Below are 14,063 nucleotides of genomic sequence, written 5' to 3'. Positions count from 1 at the left end.
TTCGGGAGAGAGCAATGAAAGAGGTGTTTTTTAACTGGTTGTCGGGCCTTGGGGTGGAAGTGACCAGCATGATGGCGCTGGTGATCGCGCTGGGCTTTATCGTCATCACCTCGTTGCTGCTGCACATGGCGCTGCACCGGGTACTGCTGGTCCGGCTGGTGGGGATCCTCGGCAAGGCCAAACAGGTGTGGCTGCCGCCTCAGCTGCAACAGCGCCTCTTCAACCGGCTCGCCTTTGTGCTGCAGGGGGCCGTGCTGCTCGGTCAGGCGGAGATCTGGCTGCCCCGTCAATCGGATAGCCTCAAACTTATCGAGATGGTGGCCCAGCTCTGGATTTTGCTGTTCCTGCTGCTGGCCTTCTTCGCCCTGCTCGACTGCCTGTTGTCGGTGAGCCGTTACACCCGCCTTGGTCGTGATTTGCCCCTGCGCGGCATCTTCCAGGGAGCCAAGCTGGTAGGCAGCATTCTGGTGGGCATCCTGATGATTGCCCTGCTGCTCGGCAAGTCGCCGCTGTTCCTGTTCAGCGGTCTGGGTGCCATGACCGCAGTGCTGATGCTGGTGTTCAAGGACCCCATCCTCGGGCTGGTGGCGGGGATCCAGCTCTCTGCCAACCGGATGCTGAGCGTCGGTGACTGGCTGCAGATGGACAAGTACGGCGCCGATGGTGAGGTGACCGACATCGGGCTTACCACGGTCAAGGTGTCGAACTGGGACAAGACCATCACCACCATTCCCACCTATGCCCTGATCTCCGACTCTTTCAAGAATTGGCAGGGGATGACCGAGTCGGGCGGCCGCCGCATCAAGCGCAGCGTCAATATCGACATGACCAGCGTGCGTTTTCTGACGGCCGAGGAGCAGTTGCAGCTCAAGCAGGCGCAACTGCTGGCACCCTATCTGAGCCGCAAGGAGCAGGAGCTGAGTGCCTACAACCAGCAGCTGAGCGATGCCCTGAGCTGCCCCATCAACGGTCGTCACCTCACCAATCTCGGCACCCTGCGCGCCTATCTGGATGCCTACCTGCGTGCCCACCCCGGCATTCGCAAGGACATGACCCTGATGGTGCGCCAGCTGGCACCCACGTCAGACGGTTTGCCGCTGGAAATTTACTGCTTTACCGCGACCACCGCATGGGCCGATTACGAAGGGATCCAGGCCGATATTTTCGACCATATCTTCGCCATCATTGAGCAATTTCATCTGCGGTTGCATCAATCTCCCACAGGTTACGATATGCGTGCCTGGCAACGGGGATAAACAGGGAAATGGGGCGGGTCGAGGACGCGGAAAAAACCGCATATTAATCATCGACCCGTCGCCACTTGTCAGTTGAAATTTGCCGTGCAGAGGAGAAAAATGGCGGCCTTCTCTTCGCGCCCCTGATCTCCTCTTGATCAGCTGCCAGCCCAGAGACGTCACTTCAAGTCATCATCATGGGAAAGTTATGAAGCTCCTTCGCAATAGTGTGGCAACACTCTGCTACAGCCTGCTGCTGACCGCTGCGCCGGTTTTCGCTGTTGAATATGCTCTGCCTGCGGCCAACAGCCGTCTGGTAGGGGAAAATCTGGAATACGTGGTTCCGGCCGAAGAGAACGGCCAGCCGCTGGAGGCCATTGCGGCCAAATTCCAGCTGGGGCTGACCAACATGACCGAAGCCAACCCCGATGCGGATCCCCTGCTGGTACAGACCGGCGAGAAGCTGGTGATCCCCCAGCAACTGATCCTGCCGGATGCCCCCCGTGAAGGGATCGTGCTGAACGTGGCCGAGATGCGCCTCTACTACTACCCCAAGGGTAAAAAAGTGGTGGAAGTGCTGCCCATCGGCATCGGCCAGCTCGGCACCGACACCCCGGAAAACTGGGTGACCAGTGTGCAGCGCAAGAAAGCGGGCCCGACCTGGACCCCGACCGCCAAGATGCATGCCGAATATGCCGCCCGTGGCGAGAGCCTGCCTGCGGTATGGCCGGCCGGCCCGGACAACCCCATGGGTCTGTTTGCCCTCTACATCGGAAAGATGTACGCCATCCACGGTACCAACGCCAACTTCGGCATCGGCCTGCGGGTGAGCCACGGCTGTGTGCGTCTGCGCAACGACGACATCGCCTACCTGTTCAAGCAGGTACCGGTCGGTACTCGCGTCCAGTTCGTCAACCAGCCGATCAAGGCCTCTCTCGAGCCCAACGGTGTCCGCTATCTGGAAGTGCATCAGCCGCTGTCGCGCAGCGAAGAGGAGTTCAACTCCAAGCTGCCGGCGCCGCTGCCGATGACCCCGGCGGTGACCCGCTTCATTGCCCACGCCGACAGCGACTCCCAGTTGGTGAAGCACGCGCTGGAGCAGCGCAACGGCATGCCGATGGCGATCAACCGCTAACGGCAACTCCCCGTCACGACAAAGGGCGAACAGCAAGCTGTTCGCCCTTTGTGTTTCTGCTGCGTTGACTCAGCTTCGCAGCAGATTTGCCTGCAGCTCGCTGCCGAGCTGATCGAGCAGCTGATAGCGCGCCTTGTAGCTGGCCCGCTTGCGGGAGGGGATCTCCTCCAATGTCTTGCGGGGCACCTCCAGCGGCAGGCTCATCCAGAGTTCATCCAGCACACAGCCCTGATGCTCCTGCCACAAGCCGTCGAGGTCGAACTTGACCCGATCGGCAGTGCGCTTGCTGCTCTGATAGACGTGGCTTTGGGTGCGGATCCCGAGCAGGCGCTTGCATGCCAGCCCCCGGGCCAGCTCGGCGGCCATATAGACCAGCAGGGACATGGGGCGCAGTCCGCCGCACGCCTTGGTGACCTGCTTGATCTCCTCGCTCTGTCCCTTGCCGCCCTGCAGCGAGCAGATTTCGAGGGTCGGGTTCGGCGCGGGGCGCAGATTGAGGGCCATGTAATAGAGGGCCGCGTCACCCAGCTTGAGGGTCAGGCTCATCTCCCCCTCTTTGCCCATGTGGGTTTGGTAATCCAGTTGCAGGGTCAGCGGTGCCGTCAGCTTGTCGCTCTGCCACTGGGCCAGCAGCAGGCCGCGCCCGCTGTAGATTGCCAGTTGTTGCGCCTTGGGCAGCTGACGTGCCAGCTGCTGGTAGTGGCCGCTGATAAGCCCGGCTCGCAGGCGCTTGCGGAGCCCCTTGTGGCGATAGGGGTGGAGCGGCTTTTCCAGAATATCGGGGAAGCGGCTGATCGCCTGCGCCAGCAGCGGTTGCTCCTGCTGCTGGCGATAGAGGGCGCGGGCGCCGGGATTGAGCCAGAGACGCCCCACATACTTGGCCCGTCGGATGAGATGACCCGACTCCTCCACCGGGTGAAGGCGGCGGGCGAGGGTTCGCAGGTGTGACAGATGAGATGACATGGTGCCGACCTCTGACTGGTGTGATGAGACAGGGCGGGGAGTGTAGGAGCGGGGCGCCGGCTTGTAAAAAAATGGATAGTAACAAAATGTGAAAACATAACGCTCAGTAGCGGCTGGCGCTGCGAGATGACCGTCACGGCCACGGCAGGAAATCTGGCGCCATCCTCTTGATGCGGCAGATGATTTGATGCGCAAAGGTTTTTATTGTGTTTTGTGTTTGTTAAAAGTGGTTGAGCTGGCGCGAACGGCTGATTAAGCTAGGCCGGTTTTTTAGGGATGAGCCCGTCACCAGAGCGGGCAGAAAATGACACAAAACGGAGTTTTGCATGACAGCTAGCACACCCATGTTAATCACCTTCCTGGTGTATATCCTCGGAATGGTGTTGATCGGCTTCGTCGCCTATCGCGCCACCCGCAACTTTGATGACTACATTCTGGGCGGCCGCCGAATGGGGAGCTGGGTGACCGCTCTCTCCGCCGGCGCCTCCGACATGAGCGGCTGGTTGCTGATGGGGCTGCCCGGCGCCGTCTTCGTCAGTGGCATCTCCGAGAGCTGGATCGCCATCGGTCTGGTCATCGGCGCCTACCTCAACTGGCGCTGGGTAGCGGGTCGCCTGCGGGTGCATACCGAGAAGAACCGCAATGCCCTGACCCTGCCGGACTACTTCACCTACCGCTTTGAAGATCACAGCAAGGTGCTGCGCATTCTCTCTGCGCTGGTGATCCTGCTCTTCTTCACCATCTATTGCGCCTCCGGCGTGGTGGCCGGTGCCCGTCTGTTCGAGAGCACCTTCGGCATGGATTACAACACCGCCCTCTGGGTCGGTGCCGCCGCCACCATCACCTACACCTTCTTCGGCGGCTTCCTCGCGGTGAGCTGGACCGATACGGTGCAGGCAACCCTGATGATCTTCGCCCTGATCCTGACCCCGGTCTTTGTCATCATCGCAGTCGGCGGGGTGGACAGCGCCATGATCGAGGTGGCCGCCAAGAGCGCTACCAACCTGGACATGTTCAAGAATCTGGATGTGATCGCCATTGTCTCGTTGATGGCCTGGGGTCTTGGCTACTTCGGTCAGCCCCACATTCTGGCCCGCTTCATGGCGGCGGATTCCCACCACTCCATGGCCAATGCCCGCCGTATCAGCATGACATGGATGGTGTTCTGCCTCGCTGGTGCGGTGGCAATCGGCTTCTTCGGGCTGGCCTACTTCGCCCGCTTCCCGGAAGTGGCGGCTGGAGTGACCGGCAACCCGGAACGGGTCTTTATCGAGCTCTCCAAGATCCTGTTCAACCCCTGGATCGCCGGTGTGCTGCTCTCCGCTATTCTGGCGGCGGTAATGAGCACTCTAAGTTGTCAATTACTGGTCTGCTCCAGCGCCATTACCGAGGATCTCTACAAGCCCTTCCTGCGCAAGAACGCCTCCCAGCGTGAGCTGGTGTGGGTGGGTCGCCTGATGGTGCTGCTGATCGCGGTGATTGCCATCGCCGTTGCCATGAATCCGGAAAACCGGGTGCTGGGGCTGGTGAGCTACGCTTGGGCCGGTTTCGGTGCCGCCTTTGGTCCCGTGGTGCTGCTCTCCGTGCTGTGGCCGCGGATGACCCGCAACGGCGCGCTGGCGGGCATGCTGGTCGGTGCCATCACCGTCATCGTCTGGAAGCAGTTCGGCTGGCTGGGGCTGTATGAGATCATCCCGGGCTTCCTGTTTGCACTGCTGGCCATCGTGGTGGGCAGTCTGCTGGGCGAAGCGCCCTCAAAAGCGATGCTGGAGCGTTTCCGCGATGCCGAGGAGGAGTACAACACACCGGCCGAGAGCGCGGGAGAGCCGGTCGTGGTGAACTGATCCCCCTTACCGCTTTCTGATTGAGAGCCCCGCCCCCGGACAAGGAGCGCCCTGGTTGGCCATCCTTGCACCGGTTTGGCGGGGCTTTGTGCTATCTGATTCACTCTTGGGCACTTTTTTATGTTCGGCCGGTGGCTCCCGGGTGCTCGCTTTCTTTTGTCTTGGCACCGAATATGGGACACTAGGCCGCCTGAAGGAGACCTAGTGCATGCGGCTATTCACCCTGATCCTGATCCTCCTGCTGGGGGGACTGCAATATGACCTCTGGCTGGGGAAGAACGGGCTATCCGATTATCAGAACCTGTCGGAGGCCATCTCGCAGCAACAGCGGGACAACCAGACTCTCAAGGATCGTAACGACCTCATTTACCGCGAGATAGATGATCTCACCTCTGGCCTCGAGGCCATCGAGGAGTTGTCGCGCAACGATCTGGGTTACATCAAGCAGGGGGAGACCTTCTACCGGATCATCCCCAAAGAGAAAGACAAAGAGACAGCGCCGGACGATGAGCCCTACGATGACTGATGCCAGCCGGATATCCGGCCTGACGGCGATCGTCCCTGCCGCCGGTATCGGCAGCCGAATGGGGGCCGATTGCCCCAAGCAGTACCTGCAACTGGCGGGTAAAACCATTCTCGAACATACCCTGGAGAGGCTGCTCTCCCACCCGGCCATCGCCCAGGTGATCGTGGCGCTTGCGCCCCATGACCTCTGGTTCGAGGCCCTGCCCGTGGCGGCCGACCCGCGAATTGTGCGGGTAGAGGGAGGCGCCGAGCGCGCCTTTTCCGTCCTCAATGGCCTCTATGTGGCGCAAGGGGAGTGGGTGCTGGTGCATGATGCGGCCCGCCCCTGCCTGACTCACGGCGATCTCGATGCGCTGATTGCCGCGGCCATGGGCTGTGGCGGTGCCATTCTCGGCAGTCGGGTGCGCGATACCATGAAACGCTCCGATGGGGAGGGCAATATCATCGCTACCGTCGAGCGCGAGCAGCTCTGGCATGCCCTGACGCCGCAGATGTTCCCGACCCGTGCCCTGAAACGGGCGCTGGAGGAGGGGCTGCTGCTGGGCGCTACCATCACCGACGAGGCCTCCGCCATGGAGCGGGCCGGATTTACGGTGCGGATGGTGGAGGGGCGCGCCGACAATATCAAAGTGACCCGGCCGGAAGACTTGTCGCTGGCGGGGCTGTTTTTAAGCCAGCAGGCATAAGCCCCTCAGTCAGAACAGACCGTTCAGAGCAGAGTGTCTCGAACAAACAGGCCCGAACAAGGAGTTAGCATGATCCGGATTGGACATGGTGTGGACGTACACAAAATTGATGGGGTTGGTTTCAGCATGTTGGGAGGTTGCCGCTGATGATGCGCATTGGTCATGGTTTTGATGTTCATAAATTTGGTGGTGTTGGCCCCTGCATGCTGGGTGGCGTGCCGGTTCCCTACGAGCAGGGGCTGGTTGCCCACTCTGACGGCGATGTGGTGCTGCACGCGGTGAGCGATGCCTTGCTGGGGGCTATCGGTGCCGGTGACATCGGTCGCCACTTCCCCGATACCGCTGCTGAGTTCAAGGGGATCGACAGTCGCATTCTGCTGCGTGATGTCTTTGCCCGGGTACAGAAGGCGGGGTATGCCATCGGCAACCTGGATGTGACCATCATCGCCCAGGCCCCCAAAATGGCCCCCCATATCGACGCCATGTGCGCCGTGCTGGCCGCCGATCTGCAATGTGATTTGAACCGGGTGAACGTCAAGGCGACCACCACCGAACAGCTTGGGTTTACGGGGCGCAAGGAAGGGATCGCCACCGAAGCCGTCGTCCTACTGGTGAAACAATAATGCTGGAACAACTTGCCTATCTGCACGGGGCGCCCACCGCCCGCGGTATCCTCAAGGCCGAGGCCGCCGACTTCGTGGTCAATGAAGATCTCGGCTTCGAGCCCTGCGGGGAAGGGGAGCATATCTTCGTCCGGGTGCGCAAAACCGGCGAAAACACCGCCTGGGTAGCGGGTCTGCTGGCCGATGCGGCCGGAGTCAACCGCAATGCGGTGACCTGGGCGGGCCTGAAAGATCGTCACGCGGTGACCGAGCAGTGGTTCGGCATTCACCTGCCGGGCAAGGCCGAACCGGACTTGTCGGTTATCGAGAGCGACAGCATCCAGATCCTGCAAGCCAGGCGTCACAACCGCAAATTGCGGGTTGGCTACCTCAAGGGCAACCACTTCACCCTGCGTCTCACCGGTCTGGAACAGGCCGACGGGCTGGAGGCGCGCCTGCAGGCCATCGCTGCCCAGGGCGTGCCCAACTACTATGGCGAGCAGCGTTTCGGCCGTGAAGGCAACAACCTGGAAGCGGCCAAGGCGATGTTTGCCGGCAAGCGGATCAAGGATCGCAACAAGCGCTCTCTCTACCTCTCTGCCGCGCGCAGCATGTTGTTCAACGCTATTGTCAGCGCCCGTATCGAGCAGGGGTTGGCTCATCAGCTGCTGGCCGGTGATTGTGTGATGCTCAAGGGTAGCCACTCCATCTTCAGCGAAGAGAGCGTAACCCCCGAGCTGGAAGCGCGTCTTGCCTCCGGCGACGTGCAGCTGACCGCGCCCCAGTGGGGCCGTGGCCGCCTGGCGAGTCAGGGCGCCGCTGCCGAGTTCGAACAGGGCGTGCTGGCCCCTTACAGCGATTGGTGTGACGGGCTGGAGAAGGCCGGGTTGGATCAGGACCGGCGCCCCCTGCTGCTCAAGCCGGAGCAGATGAGCTGGCAGCTGGACGGCGAGGCGCTGACCCTCTCCTTCTTCCTGCCGGCGGGCGCGTTTGCCACCAGCGTGGTGCGCGAGTTAATGCAGGCCGAAGAGGCCGATCACGGTTTCAGGAATCAGACCGATGCGAATTCTGGTCAGTAATGATGATGGTGTGCATGCCGAGGGCATTCGTGCCCTCAGCGAGGCGCTGCGCGCCTGCGGCGAGGTCATTGTGGTGGCGCCGGATCGCAACCGCAGCGGCGCGAGTCACTCCCTGACGCTGGAAGTACCGCTGCGGGTTACCCGCATTGCAGAAAACGGCTTTAATGGGTGCGAGAGCTATGCGGTGAAGGGCACGCCGACCGACTGCGTGCATCTGGCGGTCAACGAGCTGGTGCGTCCTGAACCCGACATGGTGGTGGCCGGCATCAACCACGGCGCCAACCTGGGGGATGATGTCATCTATTCGGGCACAGTCGCCGCGGCCACCGAGGGGCGCCATCTTGGCTACCCCTCCATCGCCATCTCGCTGGTAGGCAAGACCCACTTCGCCACGGCTGCCCACTATGCGGCCCTGCTGGTGAAGGGGCTGATGAAACACCCCCTGCCTGCCGATCAGATCCTCAACGTCAACGTGCCGGACTTGCCCCTCGAGCAGATCAAGGGGATCAAGACCACCCGCCTTGGCAATCGCCACCGGGCGGAGTCGGTGATCTGCACCGAGGATCCCCGTGGCCAGCCCATCTACTGGATCGGCCCCCCCGGTAGCCAGCAGGATGCCGGTGAAGGCACCGATTTTGCCGCCATCGAGCAGGGCTATGTCTCGATTACCCCCCTGACCATCGATATGACTGCCTATGACAGTCTCGCCGGTCTGGGGGCCTGGTTAGATCTGCAGGGATGAGGGTGGTGTGATAGTACAGCGCCTGTTAAATCAGCTCATTGCGCAGGATATTCGCGATTTTCGCGTGCTGGCGACCATCGCGAAAGTGCCGCGCCAGCTGTTCGTGGACGAGGCCATGGCGCACAAGGCGTGGGACAACACCGCCCTGCCCATTGGCCACGGCCAGACCATTTCGCAGCCCTATATGGTGGCGCGAATGACCGAGTTGCTGATGCAAAACAATCCGGCCCATGTGCTGGAGATTGGCACTGGCTCGGGCTACCAGACGGCGATCCTCGCCCATCTGGTGGAGCATGTTTATACCGTGGAGCGGATCAAGTCGCTGCAGTTCCAGGCCAGACGCCGACTGCGCCAGCTCGATCTGCACAATGTCTCGGCCAAGCACGGCAACGGCTGGCTGGGGTGGCCCAACAAGGGGCCTTATGACGCCATTCTGGTGACGGCCGCGGCGAGCGAGATCCCGACGGCGCTCACCGATCAGCTGGCCGAAGGGGGTCGACTGGTGTTGCCCGTGGGTGACAGCCAGCAGACCCTGCAACTGATCGAACGATCCGGATCCCAGCTGACCAGCCGTATTCTGGAGCCGGTACGTTTTGTTCCCCTGATTGACGGAGATGTTGAGTGAAGTTGTTTTCCCGTTTGTACGTACTGGTGATGCAGTGGGCTCGCCACAAGCATGCCCCCTGGTATCTCTCCATCACCGCTTTCATCGAGTCGGTATTCTGGCCGATCCCGGTGGACGTGATGCTGGCACCGATGGCGCTCGCCAAGCCCCACAAGGCGTGGCACTACGCCACGCTGGCTACTGTCTTCTCTGTGCTGGGTGCCCTGTTTGGCTATGCCCTTGGCTATGCCCTGTGGGATCCGGTCGTGCTGCCACTGGTGGAGTCTGTGGGCTATCAGGACAAGATCGAGATTGCTCGCAACTGGTTTGAGCTGTGGGGGATCTGGGTCATTTTCATTGCCAGCTTCACCCCTATCCCCTACAAGGTGTTTACCGTGACGGCAGGGTTGTTGCAAATGGCTCTGCTGCCCTTCATCATCACCTCCCTCATCGGTCGTGGCATGCGCTTTTTCCTGGTGGCGGGCCTGATGCGCTGGGGTGGCGAGAAGATGGAACGCAAACTGATGCACTATGTTGATGTGCTCGGTTGGCTCTGTATTGGTCTGGCCGTGGTGGCCTATTTCTGGTTTAGTCGTTAAGGATCCATTATGCGTTCGCGTATTTGGCAAGGAAGCAGTGTCGTGGTGTTGTCATGGCTGCTGCTTGCCTGCTCCTCCAGTAAAAATGCAGCTCCGGTAGATGGTGTTGATGAGGGGCAGTTTGTCTCGACCATTCCGGCTCGCCAAAGCGGTGCCCAGGTCAGCGCCCCCATTCAGGGCGGCAGCTATGTGGTGAAACGGGGCGATACTCTCTACTCCATCGCCTTCAACTCCGGCAACGACGTGCCGTCGCTGGCCAGCCTCAACAACATCAGCCCGCCCTACAACATCTATCCGGGGCAGCGACTGCGGCTCGATGGTTCCAGCGCCAGTGTTGGCAGCAGCCGCAGTGCCGGTACCTATGAGGTGCGCCGCGGCGATACCCTGAGCAGCATCGGCCGCCAGTTCGGCATGACGCCGCAGGCGCTGGCCCAGAGCAACAACCTGAGCGCCCCCTATGCGCTGCAACCGGGTCAGGTGCTCAATGTCCAGACTGCAGGCGGCGGTTCGACCCAGATGGTGGCTGCGACTCGTCCGGCAACCGTGACGCCGGTGGCCGTGAGCCGTCCGAGCAGCGGTCCGCGTCCGTTGGCCGAGCCGAGTGGATCTGGTCAGACCACGCCGTTCATCTCTCAGAAATCCGTTGCTCCGGCAGCACCGAAGGAATACGCTCAGTCAAAAGAACAAAAAACAAACAACTCCCAGTCGAGACTTGCTTGGCACTGGCCCGCAAAAGGCCGGATTGTCGAGGGGTTCTCTGTTGCAGAACAGGGTAACAAGGGGATCGACATAGCCGGCCAGAAGGGGCAACCCGTCTACGCCGCCAGCAGCGGTAAAGTGGTATACGCTGGCAGTGCTTTAAGGGGGTACGGCAAGCTGATTATCCTCAAGCATGATGATGACTATCTCTCCGCTTACGCACACAACGACGAGTTGCGGGTGAAGGAAGGGGACAGCGTCAAGGGGGGCTCGGTCATTGCCAACATGGGTAGCACGGACGCGCCGGATGTGCGATTGCATTTCGAGATCCGGTACAGAGGCAAGTCGATCAATCCGATGAGCTATTTGCCAAAGCGTTAACCCCAGAGAGACCGTCTTACTCTGGTAACGTCAGGGAGACACACCATGAGCCAAGAACAACTGGTAATGCAGGATGCAGAGTTAGAGTTTGACGCTGAACCCGAATCTCACGAGGTAGAAGAGTTGCAGGAGGTAGCCGCCGAGGCGGAAGATATTATCTCCGATGAGTTGCTGGCACCGGAACTGAACAAGGTGATGGATGCCACGCAACTCTATCTGGGGGAGATAGGTTTCTCCCCGCTGCTCACTGCTGAAGAGGAAGTCTACTACGCCCGTCGTGCCTTGCGCGGTGACAAAGCCGCCCGCAAGCGCATGATCGAGTCCAACCTGCGACTGGTGGTGAAAATCGCCCGCCGTTACAACAACCGTGGCCTGGTGCTGCTGGATCTCATCGAAGAGGGCAACCTCGGTCTTATCCGCGCGGTCGAGAAGTTTGACCCCGAGCGCGGCTTCCGTTTCTCCACCTATGCTACCTGGTGGATCCGCCAGACCATAGAGCGGGCCATCATGAACCAGACCCGCACCATCCGTCTGCCCATTCATGTGGTCAAAGAGTTAAACGTTTACCTGCGCACCGCGCGCGAACTCTCTCACCGTCTCGATCATGAACCGACCGCCGAGGATATCGCCTTCGCGCTGGATCGTTCGGTGGATGACGTGAACCGCATGCTCAAGCTCAACGAGAAGATCACCTCGGTGGACACCCCCATCGGCGGCGATCGCGACAAGGCGTTGCTGGATGTGCTCTCCGACGAGCGCGGCATGGGGCCTGAGCTGGAGTCACAGGAAGATGATATGCGCAGCAGCATTGTCCACTGGCTGGAGGAGCTTAATCCCAAGCAGCGGGAAGTGCTGGCCCGTCGTTTTGGTCTGCTGGGTTATGAGCCGGCTACCCTCGAGGATGTGGGGGCCGAGATTGGCCTGACCCGCGAGCGGGTGCGCCAGATCCAGGTCGAGGGGCTGCGCCGTCTGAGAGAGATCCTGCTGAGTCAGGGGCTCTCCATCGAGGCGCTATTTCGTACCAATTAAGCATCCGCACCAATTAAGCCCGCACCAACTGATCAGCGCATCAGCCAGATAGCACGAGGGGAGCAACAGCTCCCCTCGCTTTTTATTGCCTGTGGTCTGGTGATCGCGGGCTGTTATACCAGCTCAGCCAGCATGGTGTCGGCGTAGGGCACCAGTGCTTCGCCCTTCTTCACCTTGGTGAGGTAGTCCGGGTTGGCGATAAGCGGACGGCCGATGGCTACCAGATCGAAGCGGTTAGCCTCGATGGCCGCAGCGGCGCGCTCGGCGTCGTAGTTGCCCACCCCGACCAGATTGCCCTTGTAGTGGGCGCGCAGATAGTCGGAGGCACGGCCACCCAGATAATCGAAGGTGAGGTTGTCATCAAAGATGCCGAGGTGGATATAGGCCAGCGGGCGATCGTTGAGCTTGCCCAGCAGATAGTCGAACACGGCGCGATCTTCCGGGCTGCCCGCCAGATGGACATAGGCACCCGGGGAGAGGCGAATACCTACCCGATCACCACCGATACGGGCGCTGATGGCATCGACCACTTCCAGCGCGAAGCGGCTCATCTTTTCCGGGCTGCCACCGTAGTTGTCGGTGCGCAGGTTGGTGGAGTGGTGCAGGAACTGGTCGATCAGGTAGCCGTTGGCACCGTGGATCTCGACCCCGTCAAAGCCCGCCTCGATGGCGTTGGCAGCGGCCTGGGCGTAATCCTGCACCAGCTGGGCGATTTCCGCCTCGGTCAGGGCGCGCGGCACCTGATAGGTGAGCTCGCGCATGCGGGGCACAGTGCCCTCGTGCGCCACGGCAGAGGGGGCCAACACTTCAGCCTGATGGAAGAAGGGGTGGGAGAGGCGGCCGACGTGCCACAGCTGGGCGAAGATCTTGCCGCCTTTGGCATGTACGGCGCTGGTCACTCTCTTCCAGCCATCGATCTGCGCCTGGGTGAAGAGGCCCGGGGTATTGGGGTAGCCCTGCGCGTCGGGTCGGATGATGACGGCCTCGGAAACAATCAGGCCGATGTCGGCGCGGCGGCCGTAATAGGCTGCCATCTGCTCGGTCGGCACCAGACCTGGGCCTGCCATGCAGCGGGTGAGCGGGGCCATCATGAAACGGTTGGCCAGGGTCAGAGTGTCATTGAGTCGATACGGCTGAAACAGGGTATTCATGATAGATTGTCCTGAACGGGTTATTCTTGAACGTGCATTCAAGACGTTTTTTGCGTCAGGCGCAAGCTTTTTTTGAATGCGCGTTCAAGAAGGTTGGCCCGAGCGGGCGGCTGGGGTAAACTTGCCGCCCTTTCCAGCCACTCTTTATCGGCGGGCCCTGTTGCCCCTTGCCGGTGAACCATTTCCCACGGGAGGAACCATGCGCATAGCCGAGTTTGATCGGGACGAGGTACTGCGAAATGCCATGGAAGCGTTTCGCGCCAAGGGATATGCCAAGACCACCATGCAGGAGCTGGTGGCTGCCACCGGCCTGCACCCGGGCAGCATTTATGGCGCCTTTGGCAACAAGCGCGGCCTGCTGCTGGCGGCGGTGGATCACTATGTCGAGGGCAAACGCACCCTGCGCCGCTCCCTGCTCGACAACCCGAGCCCGTTGGCGGGCCTTGCGGCCTATCTCGACCGGATTGTGGGGGAGGCGCTCTGCGGCTCCTGTTTGGTGACTCGCACCATGATGGAGCTGAGCGAGCAGGATGAGGAGCTGACCCAGCGGGTCAAGGGGATCTATGGCGAGCTGGAGCAGGATCTGGCCGAGTTGCTGACGCAGGCGCAGGCCAAGGGTGAACTGGCCCCAGATAGCAATATCCACACCCTCACCTCCCTGCTGCTGATCAACCTGCAAGGGTTGGTCACCTTCGCCCAGTGCCGCCCCGATCGCCCCCTGCTCGACGACGTAGTCGCCCAGCTGATGCGGGCCCTGCGGGCGTAACGCGATACCGCAGAAACAACAGT

15 protein-coding genes are annotated in these 14,063 nt (G+C 61.1%); 13 read left to right on the top strand and 2 right to left on the bottom strand.

Annotation, left to right across the window (positions count from 1 at the left end; translation table 11 throughout):
* Positions 1-14: 14 nt before the first annotated feature.
* Positions 15-1,256: a mechanosensitive ion channel family protein gene (locus AB5Z05_RS10350; RefSeq protein WP_167571194.1), complete on the top strand. Its 1,242-nt coding sequence runs from the start codon at positions 15-17 to the stop codon at positions 1,254-1,256.
* A 187-nt stretch (positions 1,257-1,443) separates the two neighbouring features.
* Positions 1,444-2,370 (top strand): L,D-transpeptidase family protein, encoded by a 927-nt coding sequence (locus AB5Z05_RS10345; RefSeq protein ID WP_368151388.1) that lies wholly within the window; start codon positions 1,444-1,446, stop codon positions 2,368-2,370.
* Positions 2,371-2,439: 69 nt separating this feature from the next.
* Here AB5Z05_RS10345 and AB5Z05_RS10340 read toward each other — a convergent pair whose 3' ends face one another.
* Positions 2,440-3,333: a VirK/YbjX family protein gene (locus tag AB5Z05_RS10340; protein WP_368151386.1), complete on the bottom strand. Its 894-nt coding sequence runs from the start codon at positions 3,331-3,333 to the stop codon at positions 2,440-2,442.
* A 326-nt stretch (positions 3,334-3,659) separates the two neighbouring features.
* Here AB5Z05_RS10340 and putP point away from each other — a divergent pair, with 326 nt between their 5' ends.
* The 10 genes from putP (at position 3,660) to rpoS (ending at position 12,123) form a co-directional block, all read left to right on the top strand.
* Positions 3,660-5,177, top strand: coding sequence for a sodium/proline symporter PutP (gene putP / locus AB5Z05_RS10335; RefSeq protein ID WP_026035040.1), 1,518 nt, complete (start codon positions 3,660-3,662; stop codon positions 5,175-5,177).
* A 208-nt stretch (positions 5,178-5,385) separates the two neighbouring features.
* Positions 5,386-5,703 carry a cell division protein FtsB gene (ftsB, locus tag AB5Z05_RS10330; RefSeq protein ID WP_005335520.1) on the top strand — a complete coding sequence of 106 codons (318 nt, stop codon included), beginning with the start codon at positions 5,386-5,388 and terminating at the stop codon, positions 5,701-5,703.
* Positions 5,696-6,388, top strand: coding sequence for a 2-C-methyl-D-erythritol 4-phosphate cytidylyltransferase (gene ispD / locus AB5Z05_RS10325; protein ID WP_368151384.1), 693 nt, complete (start codon positions 5,696-5,698; stop codon positions 6,386-6,388). Before ftsB ends, ispD begins: the two co-directional genes overlap by 8 nt.
* A gap of 146 nt (positions 6,389-6,534) precedes the next feature.
* On the top strand, positions 6,535-7,011 hold the full coding sequence (gene ispF, locus AB5Z05_RS10320) for a 2-C-methyl-D-erythritol 2,4-cyclodiphosphate synthase (RefSeq protein WP_005335518.1): 477 nt from the start codon (positions 6,535-6,537) through the stop codon (positions 7,009-7,011).
* Positions 7,011-8,069 (top strand): tRNA pseudouridine(13) synthase TruD, encoded by a 1,059-nt coding sequence (gene truD, locus AB5Z05_RS10315; protein ID WP_368151382.1) that lies wholly within the window; start codon positions 7,011-7,013, stop codon positions 8,067-8,069. The genes ispF and truD overlap by 1 nt, the downstream gene beginning before the upstream one ends.
* The gene (surE, locus tag AB5Z05_RS10310) at positions 8,050-8,811 is read left to right on the top strand and encodes a 5'/3'-nucleotidase SurE (RefSeq protein WP_005335515.1); all 762 of its coding nucleotides are present in this window, start codon (positions 8,050-8,052) and stop codon (positions 8,809-8,811) included. Before truD ends, surE begins: the two co-directional genes overlap by 20 nt.
* Before the next feature lie 7 nt (positions 8,812-8,818).
* Positions 8,819-9,436: a protein-L-isoaspartate(D-aspartate) O-methyltransferase gene (locus AB5Z05_RS10305; RefSeq protein ID WP_005335507.1), complete on the top strand. Its 618-nt coding sequence runs from the start codon at positions 8,819-8,821 to the stop codon at positions 9,434-9,436.
* Positions 9,433-10,014 (top strand): YqaA family protein, encoded by a 582-nt coding sequence (locus AB5Z05_RS10300; RefSeq protein WP_323950990.1) that lies wholly within the window; start codon positions 9,433-9,435, stop codon positions 10,012-10,014. The genes AB5Z05_RS10305 and AB5Z05_RS10300 overlap by 4 nt, the downstream gene beginning before the upstream one ends.
* Positions 10,015-10,023: 9 nt before the next feature.
* On the top strand, positions 10,024-11,094 hold the full coding sequence (locus AB5Z05_RS10295; RefSeq protein ID WP_076492587.1) for a LysM peptidoglycan-binding domain-containing protein: 1,071 nt from the start codon (positions 10,024-10,026) through the stop codon (positions 11,092-11,094).
* A 45-nt stretch (positions 11,095-11,139) separates the two neighbouring features.
* The gene (gene rpoS / locus AB5Z05_RS10290; protein WP_005362773.1) at positions 11,140-12,123 is read left to right on the top strand and encodes an RNA polymerase sigma factor RpoS; all 984 of its coding nucleotides are present in this window, start codon (positions 11,140-11,142) and stop codon (positions 12,121-12,123) included.
* A gap of 113 nt (positions 12,124-12,236) precedes the next feature.
* On the opposite strand, the gene AB5Z05_RS10285 is transcribed toward rpoS, so the two are convergent.
* The gene (locus tag AB5Z05_RS10285; RefSeq protein ID WP_164979904.1) at positions 12,237-13,274 is read right to left on the bottom strand and encodes an alkene reductase; all 1,038 of its coding nucleotides are present in this window, start codon (positions 13,272-13,274) and stop codon (positions 12,237-12,239) included.
* A gap of 199 nt (positions 13,275-13,473) precedes the next feature.
* Between AB5Z05_RS10285 and AB5Z05_RS10280 the strand changes: the two genes are divergently transcribed.
* Positions 13,474-14,040 carry a TetR/AcrR family transcriptional regulator gene (locus tag AB5Z05_RS10280; protein WP_279490274.1) on the top strand — a complete coding sequence of 189 codons (567 nt, stop codon included), beginning with the start codon at positions 13,474-13,476 and terminating at the stop codon, positions 14,038-14,040.
* Positions 14,041-14,063 lie beyond the last annotated feature (23 nt).

The sequence above is a fragment of the Aeromonas sp. R2-4 genome, from assembly GCF_040908365.1.
Lineage (GTDB): Bacteria > Pseudomonadota > Gammaproteobacteria > Enterobacterales > Aeromonadaceae > Aeromonas > Aeromonas veronii.
The sequence above is the reverse complement of the archived record's forward strand: the minus strand, read 5'-3'. Positions and strand labels throughout refer to the sequence as shown.

What these genes read in the sequence shown, in the direction of transcription:
- AB5Z05_RS10350 (WP_167571194.1), top strand. Translation starts at nt 15, where the DNA reads ATGAAAGAGGTGTTTTTTAACTGGTTGTCGGGCCTTGGGGTGGAAGTG.
- truD (WP_368151382.1), top strand. Translation starts at nt 7,011, where the DNA reads ATGCTGGAACAACTTGCCTATCTGCACGGGGCGCCCACCGCCCGCGGT.
- AB5Z05_RS10295 (WP_076492587.1), top strand. Translation starts at nt 10,024, where the DNA reads ATGCGTTCGCGTATTTGGCAAGGAAGCAGTGTCGTGGTGTTGTCATGG.
- putP (WP_026035040.1), top strand. Translation starts at nt 3,660, where the DNA reads ATGACAGCTAGCACACCCATGTTAATCACCTTCCTGGTGTATATCCTC.
- rpoS (WP_005362773.1), top strand. Translation starts at nt 11,140, where the DNA reads ATGAGCCAAGAACAACTGGTAATGCAGGATGCAGAGTTAGAGTTTGAC.
- AB5Z05_RS10340 (WP_368151386.1), bottom strand. Translation starts at nt 3,333, where the DNA reads ATGTCATCTCATCTGTCACACCTGCGAACCCTCGCCCGCCGCCTTCAC.
- surE (WP_005335515.1), top strand. Translation starts at nt 8,050, where the DNA reads ATGCGAATTCTGGTCAGTAATGATGATGGTGTGCATGCCGAGGGCATT.
- ispD (WP_368151384.1), top strand. Translation starts at nt 5,696, where the DNA reads ATGACTGATGCCAGCCGGATATCCGGCCTGACGGCGATCGTCCCTGCC.
- AB5Z05_RS10345 (WP_368151388.1), top strand. Translation starts at nt 1,444, where the DNA reads ATGAAGCTCCTTCGCAATAGTGTGGCAACACTCTGCTACAGCCTGCTG.
- AB5Z05_RS10280 (WP_279490274.1), top strand. Translation starts at nt 13,474, where the DNA reads ATGCGCATAGCCGAGTTTGATCGGGACGAGGTACTGCGAAATGCCATG.
- ftsB (WP_005335520.1), top strand. Translation starts at nt 5,386, where the DNA reads ATGCGGCTATTCACCCTGATCCTGATCCTCCTGCTGGGGGGACTGCAA.
- ispF (WP_005335518.1), top strand. Translation starts at nt 6,535, where the DNA reads ATGATGCGCATTGGTCATGGTTTTGATGTTCATAAATTTGGTGGTGTT.
- AB5Z05_RS10285 (WP_164979904.1), bottom strand. Translation starts at nt 13,274, where the DNA reads ATGAATACCCTGTTTCAGCCGTATCGACTCAATGACACTCTGACCCTG.